This window comes from Streptomyces sp. EDA2-14 (genome assembly GCF_054963755.1).
The window spans coordinates 47,572-73,005 of the sequence record NZ_JBUEGE010000029.1; the positions used below are offsets into that span (position 1 = coordinate 47,572).

At 71.2% G+C, this 25,434-nt stretch carries 21 protein-coding genes and 1 pseudogene; 16 read left to right on the plus strand and 6 right to left on the minus strand.

What is annotated here, in order from left to right; translation table 11 throughout:
- Nucleotides 1-98 precede the first annotated feature (98 nt).
- Nucleotides 99-1,115, minus strand: a complete 1,017-nt coding sequence (locus tag ACY34M_RS39460) for a LacI family DNA-binding transcriptional regulator (protein ID WP_462723283.1) — start codon at nucleotides 1,113-1,115, stop codon at nucleotides 99-101.
- 211 nt (nucleotides 1,116-1,326) lie between these two features.
- Here ACY34M_RS39460 and ACY34M_RS39465 point away from each other — a divergent pair, with 211 nt between their 5' ends.
- Genes ACY34M_RS39465 through ACY34M_RS39480 form a run of 4 tightly spaced genes read left to right on the plus strand, consistent with a single transcriptional unit; the run spans nucleotide 1,327 to nucleotide 6,834 of the window.
- Nucleotides 1,327-2,640 (plus strand): ABC transporter substrate-binding protein, encoded by a 1,314-nt coding sequence (locus tag ACY34M_RS39465; RefSeq protein WP_462723282.1) that lies wholly within the window; start codon nucleotides 1,327-1,329, stop codon nucleotides 2,638-2,640.
- Nucleotides 2,641-2,648: 8 nt separating this feature from the next.
- Nucleotides 2,649-3,569, plus strand: a complete 921-nt coding sequence (locus ACY34M_RS39470; protein WP_462723281.1) for a carbohydrate ABC transporter permease — start codon at nucleotides 2,649-2,651, stop codon at nucleotides 3,567-3,569.
- On the plus strand, nucleotides 3,566-4,474 hold the full coding sequence (locus tag ACY34M_RS39475) for a carbohydrate ABC transporter permease (RefSeq protein WP_462723280.1): 909 nt from the start codon (nucleotides 3,566-3,568) through the stop codon (nucleotides 4,472-4,474). Before ACY34M_RS39470 ends, ACY34M_RS39475 begins: the two co-directional genes overlap by 4 nt.
- Nucleotides 4,471-6,834, plus strand: coding sequence for a glycoside hydrolase family 31 protein (locus ACY34M_RS39480; RefSeq protein ID WP_462723279.1), 2,364 nt, complete (start codon nucleotides 4,471-4,473; stop codon nucleotides 6,832-6,834). Before ACY34M_RS39475 ends, ACY34M_RS39480 begins: the two co-directional genes overlap by 4 nt.
- Before the next feature lie 70 nt (nucleotides 6,835-6,904).
- Here the strand turns inward: ACY34M_RS39480 and ACY34M_RS39485 are convergent.
- The 3 genes and pseudogenes from ACY34M_RS39485 to ACY34M_RS39495 form a co-directional block, all read right to left on the minus strand.
- A pseudogene (locus ACY34M_RS39485) lies at nucleotides 6,905-7,042 on the minus strand (aldehyde dehydrogenase family protein); the annotation flags it as partial.
- 64 nt (nucleotides 7,043-7,106) lie between these two features.
- On the minus strand, nucleotides 7,107-8,543 hold the full coding sequence (locus tag ACY34M_RS39490; protein ID WP_462723330.1) for an extracellular catalytic domain type 1 short-chain-length polyhydroxyalkanoate depolymerase: 1,437 nt from the start codon (nucleotides 8,541-8,543) through the stop codon (nucleotides 7,107-7,109).
- Between the two features lie 246 nt (nucleotides 8,544-8,789).
- Complete coding sequence (locus ACY34M_RS39495) at nucleotides 8,790-10,145, minus strand: MFS transporter (protein WP_462723278.1); 1,356 nt, start codon at nucleotides 10,143-10,145, stop codon at nucleotides 8,790-8,792.
- Nucleotides 10,146-10,259: 114 nt separating this feature from the next.
- Here ACY34M_RS39495 and ACY34M_RS39500 point away from each other — a divergent pair, with 114 nt between their 5' ends.
- A complete protein-coding gene (locus ACY34M_RS39500; protein WP_462723277.1) occupies nucleotides 10,260-11,123 on the plus strand; it encodes a LysR family transcriptional regulator in 864 nt (287 codons plus the stop codon).
- A 23-nt stretch (nucleotides 11,124-11,146) separates the two neighbouring features.
- Here ACY34M_RS39500 and ACY34M_RS39505 read toward each other — a convergent pair whose 3' ends face one another.
- On the minus strand, nucleotides 11,147-12,424 hold the full coding sequence (locus ACY34M_RS39505; RefSeq protein ID WP_462723276.1) for an MFS transporter: 1,278 nt from the start codon (nucleotides 12,422-12,424) through the stop codon (nucleotides 11,147-11,149).
- Nucleotides 12,425-12,696: 272 nt separating this feature from the next.
- On the opposite strand from ACY34M_RS39505, the gene ACY34M_RS39510 reads away from it, so the two are divergent.
- The 7 genes from ACY34M_RS39510 to ACY34M_RS39540 all read left to right on the plus strand — a co-directional run bounded on the left by ACY34M_RS39510 (nucleotide 12,697) and on the right by ACY34M_RS39540 (nucleotide 19,255).
- On the plus strand, nucleotides 12,697-13,461 hold the full coding sequence (locus ACY34M_RS39510; RefSeq protein ID WP_462723275.1) for a class I SAM-dependent methyltransferase: 765 nt from the start codon (nucleotides 12,697-12,699) through the stop codon (nucleotides 13,459-13,461).
- A complete protein-coding gene (locus ACY34M_RS39515; protein WP_462723274.1) occupies nucleotides 13,458-14,267 on the plus strand; it encodes a Rossmann-like domain-containing protein in 810 nt (269 codons plus the stop codon). The genes ACY34M_RS39510 and ACY34M_RS39515 overlap by 4 nt, the downstream gene beginning before the upstream one ends.
- The gene (locus ACY34M_RS39520; RefSeq protein ID WP_462724138.1) at nucleotides 14,264-15,289 is read left to right on the plus strand and encodes a GHMP family kinase ATP-binding protein; all 1,026 of its coding nucleotides are present in this window, start codon (nucleotides 14,264-14,266) and stop codon (nucleotides 15,287-15,289) included. The genes ACY34M_RS39515 and ACY34M_RS39520 overlap by 4 nt, the downstream gene beginning before the upstream one ends.
- Nucleotides 15,210-16,223 (plus strand): pyridoxal-phosphate dependent enzyme, encoded by a 1,014-nt coding sequence (locus ACY34M_RS39525; RefSeq protein ID WP_462723272.1) that lies wholly within the window; start codon nucleotides 15,210-15,212, stop codon nucleotides 16,221-16,223. The genes ACY34M_RS39520 and ACY34M_RS39525 overlap by 80 nt, the downstream gene beginning before the upstream one ends.
- A 174-nt stretch (nucleotides 16,224-16,397) precedes the next feature.
- Nucleotides 16,398-17,417 carry a FecCD family ABC transporter permease gene (locus tag ACY34M_RS39530; RefSeq protein WP_462723329.1) on the plus strand — a complete coding sequence of 340 codons (1,020 nt, stop codon included), beginning with the start codon at nucleotides 16,398-16,400 and terminating at the stop codon, nucleotides 17,415-17,417.
- Between the two features lies 1 nt (nucleotide 17,418).
- Nucleotides 17,419-18,192, plus strand: coding sequence for an ABC transporter ATP-binding protein (locus tag ACY34M_RS39535; protein WP_462723271.1), 774 nt, complete (start codon nucleotides 17,419-17,421; stop codon nucleotides 18,190-18,192).
- A 43-nt stretch (nucleotides 18,193-18,235) separates the two neighbouring features.
- A complete protein-coding gene (locus tag ACY34M_RS39540; protein WP_462723270.1) occupies nucleotides 18,236-19,255 on the plus strand; it encodes an ABC transporter substrate-binding protein in 1,020 nt (339 codons plus the stop codon).
- A 31-nt stretch (nucleotides 19,256-19,286) separates the two neighbouring features.
- Here the strand turns inward: ACY34M_RS39540 and ACY34M_RS39545 are convergent, their stop codons facing one another.
- A complete protein-coding gene (locus ACY34M_RS39545) occupies nucleotides 19,287-20,306 on the minus strand; it encodes a LacI family DNA-binding transcriptional regulator (RefSeq protein WP_462723269.1) in 1,020 nt (339 codons plus the stop codon).
- A gap of 207 nt (nucleotides 20,307-20,513) precedes the next feature.
- Between ACY34M_RS39545 and ACY34M_RS39550 the strand changes: the two genes are divergently transcribed.
- From ACY34M_RS39550 to ACY34M_RS39565, 4 genes are all read left to right on the plus strand, one after another.
- Nucleotides 20,514-21,818 carry an extracellular solute-binding protein gene (locus ACY34M_RS39550; RefSeq protein ID WP_462723268.1) on the plus strand — a complete coding sequence of 435 codons (1,305 nt, stop codon included), beginning with the start codon at nucleotides 20,514-20,516 and terminating at the stop codon, nucleotides 21,816-21,818.
- A complete protein-coding gene (locus ACY34M_RS39555; RefSeq protein ID WP_462723267.1) occupies nucleotides 21,815-22,798 on the plus strand; it encodes a carbohydrate ABC transporter permease in 984 nt (327 codons plus the stop codon). Before ACY34M_RS39550 ends, ACY34M_RS39555 begins: the two co-directional genes overlap by 4 nt.
- On the plus strand, nucleotides 22,795-23,646 hold the full coding sequence (locus ACY34M_RS39560) for a carbohydrate ABC transporter permease (protein WP_462723266.1): 852 nt from the start codon (nucleotides 22,795-22,797) through the stop codon (nucleotides 23,644-23,646). The genes ACY34M_RS39555 and ACY34M_RS39560 overlap by 4 nt, the downstream gene beginning before the upstream one ends.
- 61 nt (nucleotides 23,647-23,707) lie before the next feature.
- Nucleotides 23,708-25,414 (plus strand): glycoside hydrolase family 13 protein, encoded by a 1,707-nt coding sequence (locus ACY34M_RS39565; protein WP_462723265.1) that lies wholly within the window; start codon nucleotides 23,708-23,710, stop codon nucleotides 25,412-25,414.
- Nucleotides 25,415-25,434: the final 20 nt, after the last annotated feature.

Consider the following 25,434-nt stretch of genomic DNA (forward strand, 5'->3'; position numbering starts at 1 on the left):
CCGCTCCGGTCCGGATGTCCCGGCACTTATCTCAGCATCGATTTACATCGCTGTAAATGTGCAACGGGGAACTGCCGGGCGTTCCCCTTCGGAGCTGTTCAGGCAGCCGGCTCCGGCGCGCTCTCCCGCACCACCAGCGAGTGCGGGACGATCTCGTGCCGGCCGAGCCCGTCGAATCCCTCGATGCGCTCGATCAGCAAGTCGAGCGCACGCCGCGCGAGTTCGGCCTCGTCGGCCCGTACGCAGGTCAGGCTCGGCCGCACCGCCGACGCGAGCGTGCTGTCGTCCCAGCCGGTGACCGCGACGTCCTCCGGTACCCGCAGCCCGCGCTCCCCGAGCGCGCGCAGGGCGCCCAGGGCGACCAGGTCGTCGCGGCAGAAGACGGCGTCCGGCGCCATGCCGCCGTCGAGCGCGGCACCGAGGGCCGCCGCTGCGGCGTGCGCGTCGGCCACCCGCCCGGAGACGATCAGGGCGGTGTCGACCGGCAGTCCGCAGGTTTCCAGGCCCTGTTGGTAGCCAATGAGGCGCTGTCGGGACGTCTCGCTCGGCGCCGACTCCTCGGCGCACAGGAAGGCGATGCGGCGGCGCCCCAGCGCGGCGAGATGCTCCACGACCTGCGCGGCGGCGGCGATGTTGTCGATGCGCACGTGGTCGACGGTGAGCGGCGCGGCGCTCTCCCCCAGGAGCACGACCGGGACCCCTCGGCGGTGCTGGGCAATCTCCGTGGAGTTCAGCCACGAGGGCTGCAGGAGCACTCCGTCGACGACGCCGGCCTCCTGCGCGGAGAGGATGGCGCGCTCGACCTCCGGGGCGTCGCCCGACTCCTCGAGCAGCAGCCGGTATCCGCGCTCGCCCGCCGCGAGGGAGAGCACGTGGGCCAGCTCGGCGAAATAGGGAATGCGCAGGTCGGGGAAGGCGAGCGCGATCATTCCGGTGCGGCCGGTGGCGAGGTTGCGGCCACGCAGGTTCGGCCGGTAGCCCAGTTCGTCGATGGCGCGCTGGACCTTGGCGCGTGTGCTCTCGCGGACGTGCACATAGCCGTGGACGACGTTCGAGACCGTCTTCGTCGAGACGCCGGCGTGCTGGGCGACATCGCTCAGGCGGACGTTGGGCACTTCGCCTCCTGGTGGGCCGACGCGGGGGCCGCGTGGACTGACGCGGGGCCCGTGCCTGGTGGGACGCTCCGCCGACTGCGCGCCGAACCCTACCTGTTGACTTCTAAATTTACAGCGCTGTAAGTTCGCCGCGCTCTGCCCGTAACTGAACTCACACACCCCGAGGCCCGCACGCCCCGAGGTCGCGTGACCGACCTCAGGAGGCGACGAGGTGACGATCGGACCGGAGCGAGCAACGATCCGGGGTGCCCGGGGCCCGAGCCGACGCCGCTTCGTCGCGGCGGCCGGGGCCCTAGGTACGCTCGGCGCCCTCGGGCTCACCGGCTGCGGGGGCGACGCGGCCGGGCAGTCGCGGACGACGATGCGCTTCTATCTGCAAAAGCGCGAGGTCATCGGCTACTTCGACAAGGTGCTGGGGAGGTTCGAGCGCGGCCGGCCGGGAGTGCGGGTGGTGCACGACACCACGGATGCCATCGCGCCGCAGTTCGTCCGCGCCCAGCCCGCCGACGTGGGCTGCTTCAACAACAACCTGGAGCTGGCCCGGTACATCGAGCGCGGTGTGCTGTCCGATGTCTCGGACCGGCCCGCGGCCCGCCGTATCACCGGCAGCGTCGCCGAGCTCGCCGAGCAGTACGCGACGTATCCGGGGCGCACCAGCGTCCTGCCGTACTCGCTGGCCGCCGCCGGCGTCATCTACAACAAGAAGATCTTCGCCAAGTACCGCCTTCCGGTGCCGACGACGTGGTCCGAATTCGTCGATGTGTGCAAGGAGTTGCGGGCCGCGAAGGTGACACCGATCTACGCGACCAGCAAGGAGGTCTGGACGGTCTGGCAGGGTCTGTTCGACTACTGCGTCGGCGGGCTCGTCGACACAGCGGCGTTCTTCCGCAGACTCCAGGAGCAGGGCACGGACGTCGGCGCGTCCTCGCCGGTCTCGTTCCAGAAGGACTTCGCCACGGCCATGGACCGGGCCCGTACGCTCACGAAGTTCTACAACCGCGACGCCGCCACCCGCTCGTACCCCGACGGCAATCTCGCCTTCGGCAAGGGCCGTGCGGCCATGTATCTGCAGGGGCCCTGGGCGTTGACGCAGATCGCAGCGGTCGATCCGCACCTGGACATCGGCACGTTCCCGCTGCCTGTCACGGAGCGGGCCGCCGACCGCAGGGCGCGCGTGAACATCGACCTCGCGCTGTGGATCCCGACCGGCGCGGACCACCCCGACGAGGCGAAGGAACTGGTCGACTTCCTGATGCAGCCCCGGATCATCGACGCCTACAACCGGGACAACCTCGCGTACGGGGTCACCAAGGACGCCCCGGCGGCCGAGGACCCGCGGCTGTCCGGACTTCAGCCCTATGTCGACTCGGCGGCCTTCTACCTCGGTGCGGGCACCTTCATCCCACCGTCGATCCCCGTGGGCAACTACCTCCAGACCGCGATCGCGACCGGCGACTTCGACTCGATGCTGCGACAGCTCGACGCCGACTGGCGGCGCATCGCGATCCGCTCCTCCACCGAGTAGGAGACCTCATGGCTGTGCCTCCCACCGTCCTACGAGGTGCGTCCGCGGCGCCGCCCGCCCGAAGGCGGCGCCGGGTCGAACCCCTCTACTACTGGTTTCTGCTGCCGACGCTCCTGCTGTTCACCGGCCTGGTCCTCGGCCCCGCCCTGGTCGGCATCTTCTACAGCCTCACCGACTACGTCGGCTTCGGCACATGGCGGTTCACGGGCCTGACGAACTACGTGGCGCTGTTCTCCGACCCCGCCATCTGGGACTCGTACAAATTCACCCTCGGTCTCGCCCTGGTGACCGTGGTGCTCGCGCAGAGCGTCGCGCTGGCGCTGGCCCTCGGGCTGACGAGCCGCGTGCGGTTCCTGGCCGCGCTGCGGAGCGTCTTCGTGATCCCGATGGTGATCTCCGGGATCGTCGCCGCGTACGTCTTCAACTACCTGTTCGCCAACACGCTGCCGTCGATCGCCGGCTCGGTCGGGTTCGGGCCGCTGGAGGAGAGCATCCTCGGCAATCCCGACCTGGCCTGGATCTCCATCATGGTCGTCTCCGCCTGGCAGACGATCCCGGGCGCGCTGCTCATCTACATCGCCGGCCTGCTGTCGATCCCCGGCGAGCTGTACGAGGCGGCCTCCATCGACGGCGCATCGGCCTGGCGCAGATTCCGCTCCATCACCCTGCCCCTGGTCTCCGGGTACCTCGTCATCAACACGATCCTCGGCGTCAAGGGCTATCTGAACGCCTACGACATCATCAAGGGCCTCACCGACGGCGGGCCGGGGACGGCGACCAACAGCGTCGCGATGAAGATCTTCAGCGGCTACTCGGGCGGCGACTACGCGTACCAGATGGCCAACGCCACGGTCTTCTTCGTCCTCACGGTCGTGGTCTCCCTGCTGCAACTCCTTGCCACCCGAGGAAGGGGCCTTCGGCTGTCATGACCACCACTCTGCCGCCGTCCGAACACACCACACGGCCCGGGCCGCCGCTGAGAAAGGCCGTCAACCGCGCCCGCCGCCGCGGCAACGACGCCATGAACCGGCCGGTCACCCTGCTGCTCGTCGTCGCCTCGCTCACGGTCCTCGTCCCGCTGTACGTCACCGTCGCCATGGCCCTCAAGTCCTCCTCGCAGGCGGCCGACGGGGATGCCTTCGCCCTCCCGTGGCCGATCGACCTGAGCAGCTTCGCCGACGCCTGGCGCATCACGAACTTCCCCGTCTCGTTCACGATCTCCGTGGCGGTGGCCGCGGCCTCGGTCCTCGGCACGCTGGCGCTCAGCTCGCTCGCCGCGTACGCGATCGCCCGCAACTGGGACCGGCGGCTGTTCCGCTGGTCGTTCTACTACCTGCTGGGCGCGATGTTCCTGCCGTTCCCGGTGGTGGCACTGCCGCAGATCAAGCTCACCGCGCTGCTGGACATCGACAGCCCCGTGGGCGTCGCCCTGCTGCACATCGTCTTCCAACTCTCCTTCAGCGTGCTGCTCTACACCGCGTACCTGCGCTCGATCCCGATGGAGCTGGAGGAGAGCGCACGCATGGACGGGGCGAGCACCTGGCAGATCTTCCGGCGCATCATCGTGCCGCTGCTCGCGCCGATGAACGCGACCGTCGGCATCTTCGCGTTCCTCGCCTCGTGGAACGACTTCATGCTGCCGTCGTTGATCACCGCGGATCCGGGGCTCCAGACCCTGCCGGTGCTGCAGAGCATCTTCCAGAGCAAGTTCGACACCAACTACAACATCGCCTTCGCGTCCTACCTCATGGCGATGGCACCGACCGTACTCGTCTACCTGTTCTCCCAGCGCTGGGTGATCAGCGGAGTGACCCAAGGGGCAGTCAAGCAATGACATCGACCGCACTCAGCAGGATCCCGGCCCACCCCCGCGCCCGCGACGCATCGGTCCTGCGCGGCGACCGCTGGCGGGTCACCGTGCTCACCGAGGGGCTGCTGCGCCTGGAGTGGTCCGAGGACGGTGCCTTCGAGGACCGCGCGTCGAGCTTCGCGCTCCACCGCGACCTGCCGACGCCGAAGTTCACGGTCCGGGAGACCGACGACGCGCTGGAGGTGTCCACGGACCGCTTCCATCTCCTCTACGACCGCCGAGAGTTCAGCGCCAACGGCCTGGTCGTCACGGCTCCGGCCGGTGGCCGCTGGCGGTTCGGCGAGCGGCGCCCGGACAACCTGGGCGGCACGGCCCGCACCCTCGACGACGCGGACGGCCGGATCCCCCTGGAGGACGGTGTCGCCGCCCGCGACGGGATCGCCGCCATCGACGACTCGGCGTCGTTCCTCTTCGACGACGAGGGCTGGGTGGCCCCGCGCGAGCCCGGCCGCCTCGACCTGTACGTCTTCGCGTACGGCCATGACTACGCCGAGGCGGTGCGGGCGCTGTACGCGCTGTCGGGGCGGCCCCCGGTGCTGCCGCGCTGGACGCTGGGCAACTGGTGGAGCCGCTACCACGCGTACACCGCGGAGAAGTACCTGGAGCTGTTCGACCGCTTCGACGCAGAGCAGCTTCCCTTCTCCGTGGCCGTGATCGACATGGACTGGCACCGCGTCGGCTCCGTGCCGCCGAAGTACGGCACCGGCTGGACCGGCTACTCGTGGGAGCGCGAGCTCATCCCCGACCCGGAGGCCTTCCTGGGCGAACTGCACCGTCGGGGCCTGAAGACCACACTCAACCTGCATCCGGCCGACGGGGTGCGCCCGTTCGAGGACGCGTACCCGGCGGTGGCGCGGGCGGTCGGCGTCGATCCCGCGTCCGACGCGACGATCCCGTTCGACCTCACCGACCGGGCGTTCCTCGACGCCTACTTCCGGCTCCTGCACCATCCGCTGGAGGAGCAGGGCGTCGACTTCTGGTGGGTCGACTGGCAGCAGGGCAGCACGTCACGGATCCCCGACGTGGACCCGCTCTGGCTCCTGAACCACTTCCACTTCCTCGACTCCGGGCGCGAGGGCCGCCGCCCCATGGCGTTCTCCCGCTACGCCGGTCCCGGCAGCCAGCGCTACGGCGTCGGCTTCTCCGGCGACACGGTGGTGTCCTGGGAATCCCTCGCCTTCCAGCCCGAGTTCACCGCGTCCTCGGCCAACATCGGCTACGGCTGGTGGAGCCACGACATCGGCGGCCACACACGCGGCATCCGCGACGACGAACTGGCGACGCGCTGGCTGCAGTTGGGGGTCTTCTCCCCCGTCCTGCGTCTGCACTCGGCGAACAACCCGTTCATCCGCAAGGAACCGTGGCAGTTCCCTTCCGAGCCCCGGCAGGCGATGGGCGAGGCGCTCCGCTTCCGGCACCGGCTCGTGCCGTACCTGCACACCATGAACCACCTCGCGGCCACGGGCACACCTCTGGTGCGCCCGATGTACCACGTCGAGCCGGAGCGCGACGAGGCGTACCGGGTGCCCAACCAGTTCGCCTTCGGCAGCGAGCTGATCGTGGCGCCCATCACCGGCCGCCGCGACGAGGTGACGCTGCTCGGGGCCGCCCCGGCCTGGCTGCCGCCCGGCACCTGGACCGACATCTTCACCGGAACCGCGTACGACGGCGACCGCCACATCGAGCTGCACCGCGGCCTCGACGGGGTGCCGGCCCTGCTGCGCGGCGGCGGCATCCTCCCGCTGGCCGGCCCCGACGACCTGGACGCCACCCGCAACCCCGCACACCTGGAGCTGCTCGTCGCACCGTCGGACAGCGGCACGTTCACCCTGATCGAGGACGACGGGCAGGGCGACGGCACCGACCTCCGCACGGTCACCACGGCCCTGGAATGGGACGCCGGGAGCGGCACCCTGCGCATCGGCGCGGCGGTCGGCCCCGCAGGCATCGTCCCCGCCGCCCGCACCTGGACGGTCACCTTCCTGGCGGACCTGCCCACCGGCCCGGTCCTCATCGACGGCGAACCGGCCGGGACCACCGGCGGGCCGGGCCGCTTCGGCGTCACGGTCGAGGCCGCGGACACCTCCGCCGCCACGACGGTCGAGGTGAAACTGGGCTCGCCGCTCCACGCGGACCGTACCGACGACACCGTCCGGGCCATCCTCGCCGCCGCCCAGTTCGACAACCCCACGAAGCTGGAGATGTGGCGCATCGTGACCTCCCCCGGCCCGCTGACCTCGAAGATCTCTGCCTTGCACGCGCTGCGGGCCCCGGCGGGGCTGCTGGGAGCGGTGGTGGAGCAGTTGACGGCCCGGGAGAGGTGACGAGGGCGCCCACGGCCGCCCCGCCGTCCACGCCGTCCCGTACGTGACCGAGCACCCGGTCGAGGTGCCGCTCACTCACCAGGGCGCCCATCTCGGTCGCCGGGTCGCCGACGCGCAGGGCGCGGGCGTGCTCTACGACGGTCTCCGTGACCTGGTCCGCGATGGAGGGGTGGACGAGGAGGCGGGAGGGCGCCGGCAGGGAGATCATGCGGGCCCAAACGACTTTCCGGCAAGGGGCTGTCGCGGAAAAGTCTCCGCGGGGCGCCCCGGTGTCAGGCCGAGCAGCCCGAGTCGGCGAGGACGTAGTAGTCGGGGGCGGTCTGTTTCAGCGTGTGCGTGGTGAAGGTGTTCCACAGACCCATGGCCTGCCCGGAGCCGCCTGCGTAGGTGTAGCCGCCGCTCTGGTGCGCACGTCCGTCCACGGTGTGCTGGTAGTTGCTCGCCGTGTGGCACGTGGGCGTGAACCCGCCGGTGGTCGCGGTCACCGAGGCGGACTTCGCGCCGACGGCACCACCGGCGTCGACGGCTGCCACCGTGTAGCCGTACGCCGTGCCGGTGGCCAGCCCGGTGTCGGTGTACGAGGCCGACGTGGTGGTGGCCACCTTCGATCCGCCCCGGTAGACGTGGTACGAGGCCGCGCCGTCGACCGCGTTCCAGGTCAGGGAGGCGGTGGTGTCGGTGGTTCCGGACACCTTCAGGCCGGTGGGGGCGGGCAGCGCGCCCGGCGTCACGCCGCCGCCGTCGCCGTCGAGGCCCCAGAAGCGGGCGGTGTGATAGCTGGAGCAGATGGTGTCGAGGTAGTACGTGCCGGTGGTTCCGCACTGCTCGGCACCGCTGCCCGGGTCGACGGCGAGGCCGTGGCCCATGCCGGAGATCGAGTACACCTCGACGGCGGGCCTGCCCGCGGCGTCGTCGTAGATGCTCAGCGTGGTGCCCCCGCCGGGATTCTCGGTGCGGGACGGTGTCTGGCCGATGCCCCACACGTTCGTCCACTGGTCGCGCAGCTCGCCCGCGTTGGCGGGGGCGACGGTGGTGTCCGCGGTGCCCTGCCAGATCGCCACCCGGGGCCAGGAGGTGGTGCCGGCGGGCGCGGCGGAGCGTACGAGGTCGCCCCACTGGGCTGGCGTCCTGTCCGGCGGGCTGTACATGCAGGTGTAGGCGGCGGACACGCTGGTCGCGCAGGATGCGGGCAGGCCCGAGTCGATGGAGCCGCCCGCGAAGACGTCCGGGTAGGCGGCCAGCATGTTCGCGGTCATACCGGCGCCCGCGGACAGGCCGGTGATGTACACGCGCTTGGTGTCACTCCCGTACTGCTCCACGGCCTTGTCGACCATCTGCTTGATGGACAGCGCCTCACCCTGGCCTCGTGCGCTGTCGCCCGAATCGAACCAGTTGAAGCAGGAGTTGGCGTTGTTCGCGCTGCTGGTCTGCGGGAAGACCACCGCGAAGCCGAGGCTGTCGGCGAACTTAGGCCAGCCCGAGTGGCTGTAGTAGTCGCTCGCGCTCTGCGTGCAGCCGTGCAGGGCGACCACGAGGGGCGCGTCGGCGGGCAGGGTGTCGGGCTTGTACGCGTACATGGACAGGTTGCCGGGGTTGGTACCGAAGCCGGTGACCTGGGTCAGTCCCGCGGCGGACGCCTGCGGAGCGGTGACCAGCAGACCGGCCGTGAGGGCGAGGGCCCCCACGGCGGCGGAGACCCAGCGGCGCATGCGGCCGGGCTCGCGGTGGCCTCTTGGGGAGTGGAGCGGGAAGTGCGGCTCTGTCATGACGACTGACTCCTGAGGGGACGTCGGTGTGCCGTGCATCATCGAGGAGTTCGAGCCGACTGCGACATGTATCGGGCGGCCAGGTGCGGCGGGGTACTCGTGTGACGGCGGCCCATGGCCGACCGGTCCGGTTCCCGTTACTGAACGGGAACGTGAAGGTTCCCCGCGCGCCCCGGACGCGACGAGCCGCTATCCGAACTTCTGCCCTCGTGTGCTCGCTCCTCGGGTCGAGCTCGCGATCACACGACTGCGCTGAGAGACGAGCGCGTCGGATCGGCGCGGGCTCGTGGGGCGCGTGGCCCAGAGGGCGGTGGTCGCCGACGCGAGTGCGACTCCGGCCGTCAGCAGGCCGGTTCGGGGGCCGAAGGCCTCGTTGACGGCTCCGAGGAGCGGGCCGCCGAGCGCACCGCTGCCGACGAACACGAGGACGTACACGCCCATGAGTCGGCCGCGGAACTCGTCGGGGGTGCCGACCTGAACCGCCGTGTTGGTCGACGTGTTGAGCAGGGTGGTCGTGGCTCCCATGGCGAGCAAGCACGTCGCGAGCAACCACGGCGTCGGGGCGCACGCCGCCGCGACGTAGAGCACCGCGAGCGTCCCGCCGAGGGTGAACACGGCCCGCTGTGTGGTGCGGGTCCGATGGGCGGCGAACAGCGCGCCCACGAGGGCCCCGGCCGCCGTGGTGGCGCTGAGGAGCCCGTACCCGCCGGCGTCGGTGTGCAGGACCGACTTCGCGTACGTGGCGAGGGTGACGGGGAGGTTGGCGGTGAACAGCCCGAAGGAGCCGGCCAGGAGGATGGGCCACAGCAGTTCGCGGTGGGCGGTGAGGTGACGCAGCCCGTCACGCAGCCGGCGGTCGGACGGCTCGGGCGTGGGTGACCGGTGCAGCTCGTCGGGGCGGATCAGGAGGAGTGTGCCGAGCGGTGCGACGTAGGTGAGCGCGTTGATGGCGAAGGCGTATCCGGGCCCTACGCTCGCCACGAGGGCGCCGCTGAGGGCGGGTCCTGTCAGAGCGCCGAACTGCCAGGCGGAGGCGTTCAGCCCGATGGCGTTGCGCAGGTTGCGCGGTCCGACCACCTCGTTGACGAAGGACTGCCGGGTCGGCTCGTCGACGGCCGTCGCCGTGCCGAGCGTGAACGCGATGGCGTAGATGTGCCAGACGGTCACGTGGCCGGAGAGGGTGAGGGCGGCGAGTCCGGCCGCGGTGCCGCCCATGACCGACTGGGTGATCAGCAGTACACGGCGCTTGGGCCAGCGATCCGCGATCCAGCCCCCGGTGAGGCCGAACATGAGTGTGGGCAGGAACTGCAGGGCCGTGGTGATGCCGACGGCGGTGGCGCTTCCCGTGAGGGTCAGCACGAGCCAGTCCTGAGCGATCCGCTGCACCCAGGTACCGGTGTTCACGAGGAGCCGGCCGGCGAAGAAGTAGCGGTAGTTGCGCTCCCGTAGCGACCCGAACAGGCGCGCGTGGAAACGGGGTTGAGGGCGTGACCGTAAGGACGGACGAGAGGGGAACGGGTCGGCCGGGCCGGGCTGGCGGTTCACGGGTCAGTCACCTCATGGAGTCGGTGTGTCCCCCATCGTTCCGACCGCGCAGTCATTTCGGAACGGAATCCGAGCTATTACAGTAATTACGATCCCCAATGGACAGGCCGACGTATGTACAGCGTTGAACATCTCCGTACCTTCCTCGCGGTGGCGCAGCTTCTCAGCTTCACCCGGGCCGCGGGGCAGCTCGATCTCGCGCAGCCCACCGTCAGCCAGCACATCCGCAAGCTCGAGGAGTCCGTCGGCCGCCCTCTGCTGGTGCGCGACACCCGCAGCGTCGCCCTCACCGCCGACGGCGAGGCGATGGCGGACTTCGCGCGGACGATCATTTCCGCGCACGAACAGGCCGTCGACTACTTCACCGGGTCCGCGCTGCGCGGGCGACTGCGGTTCGGGGTCACCGACGACGTCGCCCTCACGCAGGTCCCCACCATGCTCCGCGACTTCCGCAAGCTCCACCCCGGCATCGACCTGGCCCTCACCGTCGCGCAAGGGACGGTGCTGCGGCGCCGCATCGAGTCGGGGCACCTCGACATCGCACTCGTCAAGGCCGAGCCGGGCGAGGGACGGGGCAGGCTCGTGCGCCGCGACCGGCTCATCTGGGCGTCCGCCGCGGGAACCGAGGTGACACCGGAGCGCCCCGTGCCGCTCATCGTGTACCAGGCACCCAGCCTCAGCCGTACCCTGGCCGCCCGGGCGCTCGACGCGGTCGGCAGACGCTACCGGGTCACCTGCACCGTGCACGGGGTGAACGGGGTGCTCGCGGCGGTGCGCGCCGGGCTGGGCATCGCCATCTTCACCCGCAGTCTCGCGCCCGGCGACCTCGTCGAACTGCCCGCGAGCGCGGACCTTCCCGAACTCGGCGCGATCGACCAGGTCCTGCTCACCAACCCGCAGTCACGGACCGAACCGGTCGAGGCCCTGGCCGAGGCGATCCTGTCCAGGGCCAACCCGATCCAGGGCATGCCTCACTGAGCTCCAGGAGGTGGCACGGCGCCTCAGGTACGGCCGGGCGGCACAGCCGTACGGGAGAAATAGCGCGCCATAGGAGCCAGGGCGGCCGCCATCGGGGCCAGGAAGCAGATCAGCGCGCAGGTGAGCAGGACCGGCTGGGCGCCGAAGGTGGTGATGGCGGGTGCGATGAGGGCCAGGCCGAGCGGGGCCAGGCCGTAGGAGAGCAGGAAGTCGAGGGACGAGACGCGGGCGAGTTTGTCGGGGGCGATCTCGCGCTGCGTGGCGGTGAACCAGGGCACGTTGAACAGTTCGATGCCCACTCCGGCCACCGCGTAGGCGGCGACGACCACCGCGGGGTGCACCGGCAGCGTCAGGCTGAGCGGGGCGAAACCGTAGACCCCCAGGCCCGCGAGCGCCGACCAGCCCGGGGAGCGCGGGCGCCAGCGGGCGACGACCAGGGCACCCGCGAGGGCGCCGACGGCGTACGCGGTGGTGGCCGCGGCGAGCACCGCCTCGGTGTCGTAGCGGTCGCGGCTGATCAATGGCAGGGCCACTCCCGTGGCGGAGTAGCCGGTGGCGATGACGGCGGTGAGGGCGCCGAGGCCCGCGACGAACCACGGGTGGCGGCGGGCCTCCTGGACCCCCTCCAGGAACTCGCGGCGGAACGAGGCCCGTTGGGGTTGCTGCACCTCGGCGCCGGTCTCCGCCGGGGGTGTCTTCGCGCCGCGGCCGGGGACGAGCGCCGCCACCAGCCAGAGCACTCCGATACCGAGGAGCAGGGCCTTGATGTCGAGCACGGCGGCGAGCAGGGCGGCGAGCGACGGACCCAGCAAGGTGCTCGCGCGGACCGCCAACGTCATCGCCGCATTGGCCTGTTGGCGCCGTTCGGGCTCGACGACCTCCGCCGCGAGCGCCTGGAACGCCGGGCGGCAGGCCCCCTGTCCGGCGCCCGCGAGCAGCGCGGCACCGGCCATCAGGAGCAGTGAGCGCCCGAGGCCCGCGGCCAGGAGGGGCGCGGCCACGGCCGCGGCCAGGGCGGACCACAGGACCACGGCGCGGCGCGAGTGGCGGTCTGCCAGGACTCCGCCGACGGCGACCGCGCCGAGGAAGCCGGCGGTGCGGGCCGCCAGGGCGAGGCCCAGGCCCGCCGCCGTGAGGTCGCGTTGGAGTACGGCGAGCCCGAGGACGAAGGGCAGGGCCCAGGTGGCGAGCCCGGAGGCGGTGGTGCCGGTCCACAGGCGGAGGAAGGCGGGGTCGAGCAGGACGGACCGCGGGCGCGGCGGCCCGGTGGTGGCGGGGTCCTGGGCTGGCGAGATGGTCACGGTTGGCGACTCCTACGGGTCGGCGATCGGCAGGGATCAGCGGGCGTGTTCACCCAACGGGCAGGCGATCGGACGGCATTGACGGCGGTCGATCGAGCGGCACGGACCGGTGTCGAGCGGGTCTGCCGCCGGACCGGATGCCGGACACGGACTAGCTTAGTGAAAACGATTGTCGTTACAGTACCCCTCGGGTCCCGCCACCCCGCAATGGGGTGACGGCTTCCGTGCCTCCCCCTGCCCGCCACCACGAACACCCATGAGGAGCACTCCCCTTGGACCGCAAGGCCACCGGCGCCGCACTGCTCGACCAGCTGCCGCCCCCGCTTCCCGCCGAGCAGATCATCGCCCTCAATCAACCCAAAGCGGACTTGCACACATCGCGTACGTACGAGTGGAACGGCTGGACCTTCGACGTGCCGCCGGGCGTCTTCCTGCCCGGCTGGACGAGCCGCATGATCCACGAGTGGCTGCTCGACGGCCGTATCGAGGTCAAGGGCCGCCGCTACGCCGCCATGGGCGCGGGGCTCGGCGTCGAGGCCGTCACCGCCGGGGTGCGCGGCGCCGACGAGATCTACGCCATCGACGTGCACGAGGAGAGCGTCGCCGCCGCCGCACGCCACTACGAACGGCTGGTGGACCGCAGCGCGAGCGGCGCTTTCACACCGGTCGTCGGCGACCTCTTCGACGGCCTGCCCGCGGGGGTGCGGCTGGATGTCGTCACGTTCAACCCACCCGCCGTTAGCCAGCCCGTCAGCGACGACCCCCACGTCGTACGGAACACCTGCGTCGGGGCTCCGCTGCTCGAGCGGTTCTTCGCGCAGCTCGCCGGGCGCGACCTGCTGGCGCCCGGTGCCGAGGTGTTCGTCATCGCCTCCAACACCGCGGATCTGCACACCATCGTGCGGCACGCCCTGGACCACGGCTTCGAGCCCGGGATCGCCCATCTGCACGACTGGCAGGACGGCGTTCTCACCTTCCTGTTCCGCCTGACCCGCACCGCCGGATCGACCCGCACCACCGAAGGGGCCACCGCGTGAAGCACACCGACGAGCTGTTCGCCGCGGCGCTCGGCGGCGAACTCGGCCCCGCACCCTCGACGTTGACGGCCACCAGCGTGTTCTGGATCCACCACGGCACCCGGCTCGCGGGCGGAGACGTGACGTATCTCAACCAGTACGTTCTCGTCCGGCTCGGCGGCTCCTTCGGCGGCTGCGCCTTCGAAGCGGGCGAGATAGGGCCCGAGCTGTGCCGGGAGGTCTCCGGCAGCCCCCTCGACACCCTGCTCCGGGAGGGGCCGCGCCCGCTGCGGATCGCCGCCCTGGACGCGTACCTCGCCGAGCTGCGGCCGCACCGCGAGGCGGCCGACGCCGAGCCGGTGACACTGCCCGCGGGTCCGCCCGAAGTCCGCGCCGTCGCCCGGGACGCCGCCATCGCCGGGCTCCTCGACCTCCCGGCGGGCGCCCGCGTCGGTCTCATCGGGGTCGTCAACCCGCTGGTCGCGGCGATCCGCGAGCGCGGTGGCGTGCCACTCCCCTGCGATTTCAACCTGCGCACCACCCAGTGGGGCGACGAGGTCACCGCCGACATGCATCAGGTACTCGACACCGCCGACGCGGTGGTCGCCACCGGTATGACGCTCGGCAACGGCAGCTTCGACACCATCCTGGAGCGCTGCCGCGCCCGCGAAGTGCCGCTGATCGTCTACGCGCAGTCCGGCAGCGCCGTCGCCCGCGCCTTCCTCGGGGACGGGGTGACCGCACTGTCCGCGGAGCCCTTCCCGTTCTCGCAGTTCAGCGCGGAGCCGAGCACCCTGTACCGCTACCGCGCCGCGAGCGGCTCGTGACGGCAGGCACCCGCCGGGCCGCCCGCAGTGGCGTCCGCACCGGCACCGGGTACGCGCCCTGTCATCACGGCGAGATCCTCCAGGGCGTGTTCCGGGACGAGTACGGGCGATGTCGCCCTGGCCTGGTCACGCTTCCCATGAGCGAGCCGGGCACGCACGCCCGCTTCACCCCCGCGCCCGGTCCGCTCACCGTCCTTCCCGCCGACCGCACGAAGGCCCTGCGCGCGGCCGCCCTCACCGTCGAGGAATGCTCCGCCCAGTGTGAACGGGAGCCGTGCGGCGGCGCGTTGACGCTCATCGGCGACATTCCCGTCGGCCTCGGCATGGGCAGTTCCACCAGCGACGTGCTCGCCGCCGTACGGGCCGTGGCCGACGCCTTCGGGCTGTGCCTCGCTCCCTCCGTGGTGACCCGGATCGCCCTGAGCGCCGAGCTGGCCTGCGATCCGCTGATGCTCGACGGCCGACCGCGCCTGTTCGCCCAGCGGCACGGACGGGTTCTCGAAGTGCTCGGCGAGGCGCTGCCCCCGGTGATCGTCGTCGGCTGCACCCTGGCAGGCGGCGTCCCGGTGGACACCCTCGACCTGCCCGCCCTCGCCTGCACCGACAGCGACGTCGACGCCTACGAGACCCTGCGGGCCCGGCTGCGTCGCGCCGTCCGTGACCGCGACGCCGCCCTGCTCGGGAGCGTCGCCACGGCCAGCGCCCGCCGCGGTCAACTGCGGCTCGGGCACGCGGGGTTCGACACGCTCACCGCCCTCGCGGACCGGTCGGGCGCCGTCGGCGTACAGATCGCGCACAGCGGCTGCGTCGCCGGTGTCCTCTTCGACCCTGCGGCTCCCGACGCCCTGCGCCGTGCCCGCCGCTGCGCGCAGGACCTGGAGCGTGCGGGCCTGCCCGTCACCCGGACCTTCACGACCTTCCCCACCCCAGAGGAGTTCGCCCATGGAGCAGCACATGGCCGAGGCGATCGGCCGGCCGGACCTGATACGCCTCGACGACCGGCTCGTCTGCCTGCGCTTTGAGACCATGAAGGTGGTCTCCGCCCTCACGGCCGTCGAGCATCTGCTCACCACCGGCGCGGTCCGCCGCGGCGACACCCTGCTCGACAGCTCCAGCGGCATCTACGCCTACGCGCTCGCGCTGGCCTGCCACCGGCACGGCATGCGCTGCCACATCGTCGGCTCCACCACCGTCGACCACACCACGCGCACCCAACTCGCGCTCCTGGGCGCCACGTTGGAACAGATGGAGCCGAGCGCCGACCTCAAGCTGGACCAGAAGCGACGGGTCGCCCGCATCCAGGAGATCCTCGCCGAGCACCCCGACTACCACTGGATGCGCCAGTACCACGACGACATCCACTATCTCGGCTACCGCGCGGTCGCCGACCACATACGCGAGGAGCTGGGCGCCGACGAGCCGCTCACGGTCGTCGGCGGCGTCGGGTCCGGTGTCTCGACCGGGGCCCTCGCCCGCTATCTGCGGGAGTCGGGCGGCGACGTCCGTCTCGTCGGTGTGCAGCCCTTCGGCAGCATCACCTTCGGCAGCGAGCACGTCGCCGACCCGGACATCATCATCGCCGGGATCGGCAGCTCCATCCCCTTCGGCAACGTCCACCACGCGTCGTACGACGTCGTCCACTGGGTCTCGTTCGACGCCGCGCTCGCCGGCAGCGTCGACCTGATGCGCCGCCACGCCGTCTTCGCGGGCCTGTCCACCGGGGCCGGGCACCTCACGGCCGGCTGGGAACGGGCTCAGGATCCCGGGCGCACCGTGCTGTTCATCGCGGCCGACACCGGCCACCGCTACGTGGACAGTGTCTTCGCCCGGCACCAGGAGGCCGCCCGTGTGGGGGACCTCGCGCCGCGTGCCGTCACGTCCCTCGACGGGCTCGCCCTGCCCTGGTGCCGGATGAGCTGGGACGGGGCGGGCGCGCCCGCCGCCGCGGTGGCGTAGACCCAGCGCCGCCCTCCCCCGACGACCGTTCCTCTCCATGGAAAGGGTGGCCGCATGCCCCCGCCCCTCACCTCCGTGCCACCCACACCGACCGCCACATCCCCGGCGGACCCGGCCACAGGCCCGGAGCCGACGCCCGGCAGGAAGAGGCTCCTCGCCACCTTCCCCGGCCTGCTGGTGACCTGCGCGGTGCTCGGCGCACTGCTGGTCGTCTCGGTCGTCGTCGCCATCGGCCTCGGAGCCGCGGTGGTCACTCCGGGCGAGACCGCCCATTACCTGTGGGCGGCACTGACCGGTGGGACGATCCGGGCCGACGAGGTCACCACGTACCAGATCGTCTGGCAGATCCGCACTCCGCGGGTTCTGCTCGCCGCGCTGGTCGGCGCCGGTCTCAGCGCGGTCGGCGTCGCCGTCCAGGCCATGGTGCGCAACGCGCTCGCCGACCCCTTCGTCCTCGGTGTCTCGTCCGGCGCCTCGGTCGGAGCGGTCACCGTGACGGTCACCGGAGGGCTCGCCGCGCTCGGGATCTACGCGGTGTCGGCGGGGGCCTTCCTCGGCGCGCTGGCCGCGTCGGTCCTCGTCCACGTGGCGTCCGCCCGCCGAGGCACGCTCTCGCCGTTGCGCCTCGTCCTGACCGGCGTGGCCCTGTCGTTCGGCTTCCAGGCGCTGATGAGCGTCATCGTCTACCTCGCTCCCGACAGCGAGGCCACCAGCACCGTCCTGCACTGGACGCTCGGCGGCTTCGGCGCCGCCACCTGGGGTGTGCTGCCCCTCGTGGCCGCCGTGGTGGTGGTCGGCGTGGTGGTCCTGCACCGGAACGCCCGCGCCCTCGACCTTCTCGCGCTCGGCGACGAGTCCGCCGCGAGCCTGGGCATCGACCCCGACCGGCACCGCAAGGCGCTGCTTCTCCTGGTCTCGCTCGTGACCGGCGTCCTGGTCTCGGTCAGCGGTGCCATCGCCTTCGTCGGACTGGTGCTGCCGCATCTGGTGCGCATGGTCGTCGGCGCCACCCACGCCAGGGTGCTGACCGTCGCACCGCTCGCCGGAGCCGTGTTCATGGTCTGGGTCGATCTGGTGTCCCGCACGCTCGCCGCCCCGCGAGAGCTGCCCCTCGGTGTCATCACCGCCCTCGTCGGCGTGCCGGTCTTCATCACGCTGATGCGCCGCAACGGCTATGTGTTCGGGGGCCGTTGAGATGGAACTGCGACTGGACGGCCTCTCGGTCGTCACCGACGGCAGGAGCCTGGTGCGCGAGCTGTCCCTCGACGTGTCCGAGGGCGAGGTCGTGGGCCTCGTCGGGCCCAACGGGAGCGGCAAGTCCACCGCGCTGCGCTGCGTGTACCGGGCCCTGCGTCCCACCTCGGGCGCCGTACGCGTGGGCGGCGACGACCTGTCCCGCCTGACGCTGCGGCGCAGCGCGCAGCTGATCGCGGCCATGACCCAGGACGGCGCCGTCGACCTCGACTTCACCGTCGAGGAGGCAGTGGCCCTGGGCCGCGCTCCCCATCTGCGCGGGAACCAGCGTCTGAGCCGGCAGGAACGCGAGGTGTGCGCCGCGACCATGGACCGCCTCGGCATCCGCCACCTCGCCGACCGCGGTGTCCTGACCCTTTCCGGCGGGGAACGCCAGCGTGTCCTGCTCGCCCGCGCCCTCGTCCAGGACCCCGAGATCCTGGTCCTGGACGAGCCGACCAACCACCTCGACGTACGCCACCAGGTGCAACTCCTCTCCCTGCTGCGGGAGTCCGGGCTCAGCGTCCTGATCGTCCTGCACGACCTCAATCTCGCCGCGGCCGCCTGCGACCGGATCGGCGTGCTGTCGCACGGACGTCTGGTGACCGCCGGTACGCCCAAGGACGTCCTCACGCCCGAGCTCGTCCAGGACGTGTTCGGGGTCGAGGCCAGCGTCGTCCCGCATCCCCTGACCGGCGATCCCCAGCTTCTCTACTCGCTCGACCCCACCCCCTGACCTCATCCACGTCACCCACGTCCTCCCGGAAGGTGCACCACGCATGCCGCAACTCCTCCGATTCCGCGCCTCGGCCCGCAGATGGCCCGCAGTGGGCGCCGCCGTCGCCACCGCGCTCCTGACCACCGCCTGCGGCGCCTCCGTTCAGTCCGACTCCAAGGCGGCCACCGCCGAGAAGACCACCGTGAAGCGGTGCGGCGAGAGCGTCGCGTACACGAAGCCGAAGCGCACCGTCGCCTACGAGGGCGGCAGCGCCGACAAGCTGTTCAGCCTGGGCCTGACCGACCGGGTGCTCGGCTACGTCATGCCGCCCGCGAACCCGCCGGTCGAGCAGTCGCCCTGGGCGAAGGAGTACGCCAAGGTCAAGAAGCTCAGCGACGACCTCCTCAACAAGGAGATCGTGGTCGACGCCAAGGCGGACCTCGTGGTCGCGGGCTGGAACTCCGGCTTCAGCGACCAGCGCGGCATCACCCCCGCGATCCTCGACAAGCTCGGCGTGCAGAGCTTCATGCACACCGAGAGCTGCTACAACTACCCCAAGTACCCGGAGAAACTGACCCCCTTCGCAGCCCTCTACTCCGACCTGGAGCGACTCGGCCAGATCTTCGGAGTGGAGAAGCGGGCCAAGGATGTCGTCGGCGACCTCAAGCAGCGCGTCCGCGCCGTCGAGGCCGAGGCCCCCAAGGGCGAGCGTGTGCCGGTCTTCCTCTACGACTCCGGCACGGACCAGCCGTTCACGGCGGGCGGCCAGGTCCCACCCACCGACATCATCAAGAGCGCCGGCGGCCGGAACGTCTTCGCCGACGTCGATCAGCGGTGGACCCAGGTCAACTGGGAAGCCGTCGCCACCAGTCGGCCCGAAGTCATCATCGTCCTGGACTACGGAGACCAGCCCGCCAAGAAGAAGATCGAGTTCCTGAAGAGCTCGCCGCACACGCGGGATCTGCCCGCGGTCAAGAAGGGCAACTTCTTCGTCCTCGACTACAACGAGGGCATCAGCGGACCGCGCAACATCGACGGCCTGGAGAAGTTCGGAACGTATCTGCGCGGCCTGAAGGACTGACGTTCGCCGTCGGCGAGTGGACGCCCCCGGATCAATCCCTTGGCGGCACCGTCGACGCCCTGGGGATCAGTCGCAGCGGTAGTTCCCGGTGGGGGGCGGGGTCGCCGTCCGGGTTCGCGATCAGCTCGGTGACCAGGCCGCCCGCCACCGCGCCCAGACTCACCGGGTCCTGGGCGACGGTGGTCAGGCCCGCCCACTCCGCCACCGGGTGGTCGTCGAAGCCCACCACGGAGAGCTGTTCGGGGACCTGGATCCGGGCCTCGCGCAGCGCGGTCAGCAGTTCAAGGGCGAGCTCGTCGGTCTCGGCGAAGACCGCGGTGGGCGGCTCGGACAGCGTCGTCATCTCCCCGATGGCCTCCAGCGTCGCGCGCCGCCCGCTCGGCACCTCGCGGACGAGGGCGGGTTCGGTCCCAGCCCCGGCCAGCGCCTCGACGCAGCCGGTGCGGCGCAGCCGCGCGCTGTAGGTGAAACCGTCGCTCCGGCTGCCGCTGAGGTACGCGATCCGGCGGTGGCCGAGGGTGAGCAGGTGCCGGGTGGCGGTGCGGCCGCCCGCGACGTCGTCCACGTACACGCTCGGCCGGCCCTCGACCTTGCGGCTGACGTACACAACGGGCATGCCGAGCCGGTCGAGGCGTGCCGTCTCCTCGTCCGTGAGGTCGAAGCTGAGCACCATCAGCGCGTCGGCGTTGCGCCGCGCCGGAAGCCGCTCGAAGAAGGCCTGCCGCTCGGCCAGTTCGGCGACCGGGTAGATGAGCAGATCAAGACCCGCGCCGCTGAGCTGCGTGCTCAGCCCTTGCAGGACACAGCCCACGAACCAGGAGGAGAGCGTGGGCGCCAGCACCGCCACATTGCCCGTGCGCCCCGTGACGAGCGAGGACGCCTGGCGGGACACGACGAACTCCAGCTCCCGCGCGGCCTGTTCGACCCGCTGCCGGGCCTCGGGGGAGACCGTGGACATGCCGCGCAGGGTGCGCGAGACGGTGGAGACCGACACCCCGGCCCGCTCGGCCACATCGGCCATCGTCGGGTATCGCTGGTCCGGTATCGGCATGGCGGGAACGTAGCACAGCGACGACACACTCCGGCAGGGAGCGTGAAAGCGTTGTCTCGAACTCCGGGCTGTGCACACCCATTGACCCGGCCGGAGCGCACTGCCTAGCGTGCAAGCGTTCTCAGGAAGTTGTCAGCGATGGGTCAGCCGCCACTTCGGCAGGAGCACCTCCCCATGACATTGAGCCGTAGAAGAACCCTGTCCTCCTTGGGTATCGCTGCCGGTGCCGCCGCCACTGCCCCGCTCGTCTCGGCCTGTTCCAGAGCCTCGGCCACTCCCCCGGATCCGGCCGAGGCGCAGCAGGTCCCACGCGAGAAGACGACGATCGACTGGTGGTACAGCGCGGTGGCCGCGAAGGACGGCGGTGATCTGGCGCCCCGCCTGATCAGTGCTTTCCGTAAGCGCTACCCGCAGATCTCGGTGAACATCATCAAGGCGCCGGCCAGCACCGACACCCAACGCTCGGCGCTGTCCACGCAGTTGGCGTCGGGCAGCTCGAGTCCCGACGTCTACCAGGGCGATCTCACGTGGGCGGCCCAGTTCGGCGCCGCGTCGTTCGCGCTGCCGGTCGAGTCACTGCTGGACGAGGAGGAGTGGCAGCGCTATCCCAAGGCGCTGCTCAACTCGCTCGGCTATCAGGGGCACCGGTACGCGTTCCCCCTGTACCAGGATCAGTCGTACCTCTACTACCGGCGCGATCTGCTGCACAAGCACGGGCTGCGGGTGCCGCGTACGTGGGAGGAGCTGATGCGCACCGCTCAGCGGGTCCAGAAGGCCGGGGACATCAAGCACGGCTTCGTCTGGCAGGGCAATGTCTATGAGGGCATGACCTGCAACGTCACCGAGATCCTCGCGGACGCAGGCGGCCAGGCACTCTCCCCCGACGGCAGCCGCGCCACCTTCGAGGGACAGGCCGCCGAACGGGCCCTCGGGCTGATGCGGGACCTGGTGACCAGCCGCGTCTCCCCCTCCGCCGTCGCCACGTTCATCGAACAGAACACGCTCGACGACTTCACCGGAGGGAACTCGCTGTTCCTGCGGAACTGGCCCTACGCGTGGGGTGTCGCCAACACCCCGGAGTCCTCCTCCGTGGCCGGTCGGATCGGCGCCGCGCTGCGCCCCGGCTTCGAGGGACGCGAGGGCGGCCTCGGCTGTCTGGGCGGCTGGTGCAACTACCTCAACCCGCACTCCCGCAAGCTCGGCGCGGCCGCGGCCTTCGCCAAGTTCATCGCCCAGGAGGGGCAGATGGTCCTCGCCGAGCACGGCGCACAGCTGCCCACCACGCGTGAAGCCCTGAACAGCCGCTGGATCCGTGGCTCGAAGAATCCCGTCTACGCCCTGGCACCGGAGATGACACTCGTCGCCCGCCCCACCCGCAATCCGTCGTACCCGCAGGTGAGCAAGGCGATCTACACGCACGCGAACCGGGTCCTCACCGGTGTGCCGGTGGCCCGTGCGGTCGCCGACGCGCAGGACCAGCTGACCGCCGCGCTCGCCGGGGAGTCGCTGTGACGGCCCCGGTGCGGCAGTCGAGTCCCCGCCCGGACACGGCGGGACGTGTGCGCGGTTCCGCGGCCTCGGGGCGGGCGGACGACTCCGGGCTGCGGCGCCGCAAGGCCCGTACCGGCTGGCTGTTCACCGCGCCGACGCTGATCGTGGTGGGCCTGGTGACGCTCTTCCCGGTGCTGTACTCCGTGGTGACCAGCTTCGCGAAGGTGCGCTTCACCTTCGGCGGCATGGAGGTCCAGGAGTGGACGGTCGCCAACTACGCCACGATGTTCTCCAGCTCCGCGTGGCTCGACGCGCTGCTGTTCACCGTGGGCTACACACTGGGCACCGTGGCGGTGGAGATGGTGCTCGGCATCGCGGTGGCGGTGCTCCTCGAACGTCTGGAGGCGGGCCGCGGCTGGATCCTCGCGCTGCTCCTCATCCCCTGGTCGCTGATCACCGTCGTCTCCGCGCAGCTGTGGGCGTATCTGTACGACGCCGGGTACGGGGCGGTGACCTGGCTGTTCGGTCTGGTCATGGACGCCCCGCCGGTCATCCTGGGCAAGCCGGTGCCGGCCATCGCGGGGCTCGCGGTGGCGGACATCTGGAAGACGACGCCGTTCGTCGCGGTGATCATCCTGGCAGGTCTGGTGAAGATCCCTCAGGAGCGGTACGAGGCGGCCGAGATGGACGGCGCGAATGCCTGGACGACGTTCCGTCTGGTGGTGCTGCCCGCGCTGCGGCCGGTGATCGCGGTGGCGGTGCTCTTCCGCGTCCTTCAGGCCTTCGGCATCTTCGACCTGCCCTTCGTCCTCACCCAGGGCGGCCCGGGCACGGCCACCCAGTCGCTGGCGATCCTCGGCTACAAGGCGCTGTTCCAGGACCTCAACGTGGGCCTCGGCGCGGCGATCGCCACGGCCACCGGAGCGCTGGTGGCCATCGGCTGCCTGCTGTTCCTGCGGGCCTTCAAGATGCAGGTGGACGAGGGAGGGGTGGGCCGATGAGGCGCAGCGGACGACAGGCCAGGGGCGTGCGCCGCTGGCTGAACGTCGTGAACATCGGGGCGTTCGTCCTGGTTCTCGCGGTGTCCCTGCCGCTGCTGTGGATGGCGGTGACGTCCTTCAAGCCGGAGGGCGAGCTGGGCGCTTCGCCGCCGAGCGTGCTGCCCAAGGACCCCACGTGGGCGCATTACGCGCGGGCGCTGACCTCGGCCGGCTTCGACCGCTATCTCCTCAACAGCGCGGTGATCTGCCTGAGCGCCACGGCGATCGTGCTCGGCCTCGGCCTGTTCTCCGGCTACGCCCTGGGCAGGCTGCCGCTGCGCGGCCGAGGCGCCATCATGGTGGCGCTGCTGATGATCTCGGTGTTCCCGACGATCGCCGTGGTCACCCCGCTCTACCTGGTCGAACGGCGGCTCGACCTGCTCAACAGCTACTGGGGCCTGATCATCCCGTACGTCGCCTTCCATCTGCCGTTCGCGGTGTGGATCCTGCGTAACTCGCTGCTCGACATCCCCCACGAGCTGGAGGAGTCGGCGACGGTCGACGGCGCGTCCCCGGTCCGCACGCTCCTGTCGGTGATCCTGCCGCAGGCCAGGCCCGCCCTGTTCACCGCTGGGGTGTTCACGTTCACCGCCACCTGGACCGAGTTCCTGATGGCCCTGACCTTCAACTCCGCCGACGACTTCCGCACCGTGCCGGTGGGCATCGCCCTCTTCTCGGGGGTCTACGAGATTCCCTTCGGCACGATCTTCGCCGGGGCCATGGCCGCGACGGTCCCCATCGCACTGCTGGTGCTGATCTTCCGCCGTAGCGTGCTCTCCGGTCTCACCGACGGCGCGGTCAAGGGATGACCGCGGCGCACCCGACCGTTCTCCGGCCGCTTCCCCCCACTCGACAACGTACGGAGTCCGCATGACCGACCACCCCTCCGCGCCCATCGACAACTCCCCGCAGAACGCCGACTGGTGGCGGCAGGCCGTCGTCTACCAGATCTATCCGCGCAGCTTCGCCGACGCGAACGGCGACGGCATCGGCGACCTCGTCGGCGTCACCAACCGCCTCGGCCACCTCGCGGACCTCGGCGTCGACGCGGTCTGGCTGAGCCCGTTCTACCCCTCGGAGCTGAAGGACGGCGGCTACGACGTCGCCGACTACCGGGACGTCGACCCGCGGCTCGGCACCCTCGACGACTTCGACACCATGGTCGCCGAGGCACACCGCCTCGGCCTGAAGGTGTTCGTCGACATCGTGCCCAACCACACCTCCGACCAGCACGTCTGGTTCCAGGAGGCGCTGGCGTCGCCGCCGGGCTCACCGGCCCGCGCGCGCTACGTCTTCCGCGACGGTTCGGGCCCCGACGGCTCGCTGCCGCCGACCGACTGGGAGGCCAGCTTCTCCGGAAACGCCTGGAAGCAGGTGCCGGACGGGCAGTGGTACCTGCACCTGTTCGCCCCCGAACAGCCGGATCTGAACTGGGAGCACGAGGAGGTGCGCGCCGACTTCCGGCAGACCCTGCGCTTCTGGTCCGACCGCGGCGTCGACGGTTTCCGCATCGACGTGGCCCACGGCTGCGCCAAGGACCTCGCCGGTCCCCTGGCCGACATCGGGCGGCCCCAGTACAAGGGCATCCACGACGACATGCCGCCGGGCACCCACCCGTACTGGGACCGCGACGAGGTGCACGAGATCTACCGGGACTGGCGCACGGTCCTCGACGCCTACAGCCCGCCGCGCGTCGCCGTGGCCGAGGCCTGGGTCACGAACTCCCGCAGGGTGCTCTACACCCGCCCCGACGAACTGCACCAGGCGTTCAACTTCGAGTTCCTTTCCGCCCCTTGGCGTACGCCCGACCTCGCGAAGGTGATCGAGGAGTCACTGCACGCGGCCGGTTCGGTGGGCGCGACGGCGACCTGGGTGCTGTCCAACCACGACGTCGTCCGGCACGCATCCCGCCTGGGGCTGCCGCCCGGCACCGACCTGGAGGCCTGGCTGCGCGCCGACGGTCACCGGCCCGAGCCGGACCGCGAGCTCGGCCTGCGCCGCGCCCGCGCCGCCACCCTGCTGATGCTGGCCCTGCCCGGCTCCGCGTACATCTACCAGGGCGAGGAGCTGGGCCTGCCGGAGGTCTCCGATCTGCGGATCGAGGACTTGCAGGACCCGGTGTACGGGCAGTCGGGGGGACGCCGCAAGGGCAGGGACGGCTGCCGGGTGCCGCTGCCGTGGGAGGAGAGCGGACCGTCGTACGGGTTCGGGGGCGCGGCGGGCTGGCTGCCGCAGCCGGAGGGCTTCGGCGCCCTGTCGGTGGCGGCCCAGGACCGGGACCCGGACTCTCATCTCGCGTTCTACCGGACGGCGCTGCGGCTGCGCCGCCAGCTGCTGCGGCCCGGGGCGCCGGGCAGCGAGGTACTGGGCGACCCGGGGATGGACGAGGCGGAGCAACTGCTGCGCTTCACCCGGCCCGGCGGCTGGACGTGTGTGGTGAACGTCGACGGTCCGCCCGCCCACCTCCCGCCCGGAGAACTGCTCCTGGCGAGCGGCCCCCTGACGCAGGACGGGCTGCTGCCCGCGGACACGGCCGTGTGGCTGCGCACCGAGGACGGTGACACCGCCGCGGGCTGACAGTGCGGTGGGCGGCCGTG

Coding starts and splice junctions, on each gene's coding strand:
- ACY34M_RS39565 (WP_462723265.1), top strand. CDS start 23,708: ATGACCGACCACCCCTCCGCGCCCATCGACAACTCCCCGCAGAACGCC.
- ACY34M_RS39475 (WP_462723280.1), top strand. CDS start 3,566: ATGACCACCACTCTGCCGCCGTCCGAACACACCACACGGCCCGGGCCG.
- ACY34M_RS39525 (WP_462723272.1), top strand. CDS start 15,210: ATGGAGCAGCACATGGCCGAGGCGATCGGCCGGCCGGACCTGATACGC.
- ACY34M_RS39545 (WP_462723269.1), bottom strand. CDS start 20,306: ATGCCGATACCGGACCAGCGATACCCGACGATGGCCGATGTGGCCGAG.
- ACY34M_RS39480 (WP_462723279.1), top strand. CDS start 4,471: ATGACATCGACCGCACTCAGCAGGATCCCGGCCCACCCCCGCGCCCGC.
- ACY34M_RS39470 (WP_462723281.1), top strand. CDS start 2,649: ATGGCTGTGCCTCCCACCGTCCTACGAGGTGCGTCCGCGGCGCCGCCC.
- ACY34M_RS39490 (WP_462723330.1), bottom strand. CDS start 8,543: ATGCGCCGCTGGGTCTCCGCCGCCGTGGGGGCCCTCGCCCTCACGGCC.
- ACY34M_RS39560 (WP_462723266.1), top strand. CDS start 22,795: ATGAGGCGCAGCGGACGACAGGCCAGGGGCGTGCGCCGCTGGCTGAAC.
- ACY34M_RS39500 (WP_462723277.1), top strand. CDS start 10,260: ATGTACAGCGTTGAACATCTCCGTACCTTCCTCGCGGTGGCGCAGCTT.
- ACY34M_RS39535 (WP_462723271.1), top strand. CDS start 17,419: ATGGAACTGCGACTGGACGGCCTCTCGGTCGTCACCGACGGCAGGAGC.
- ACY34M_RS39540 (WP_462723270.1), top strand. CDS start 18,236: ATGCCGCAACTCCTCCGATTCCGCGCCTCGGCCCGCAGATGGCCCGCA.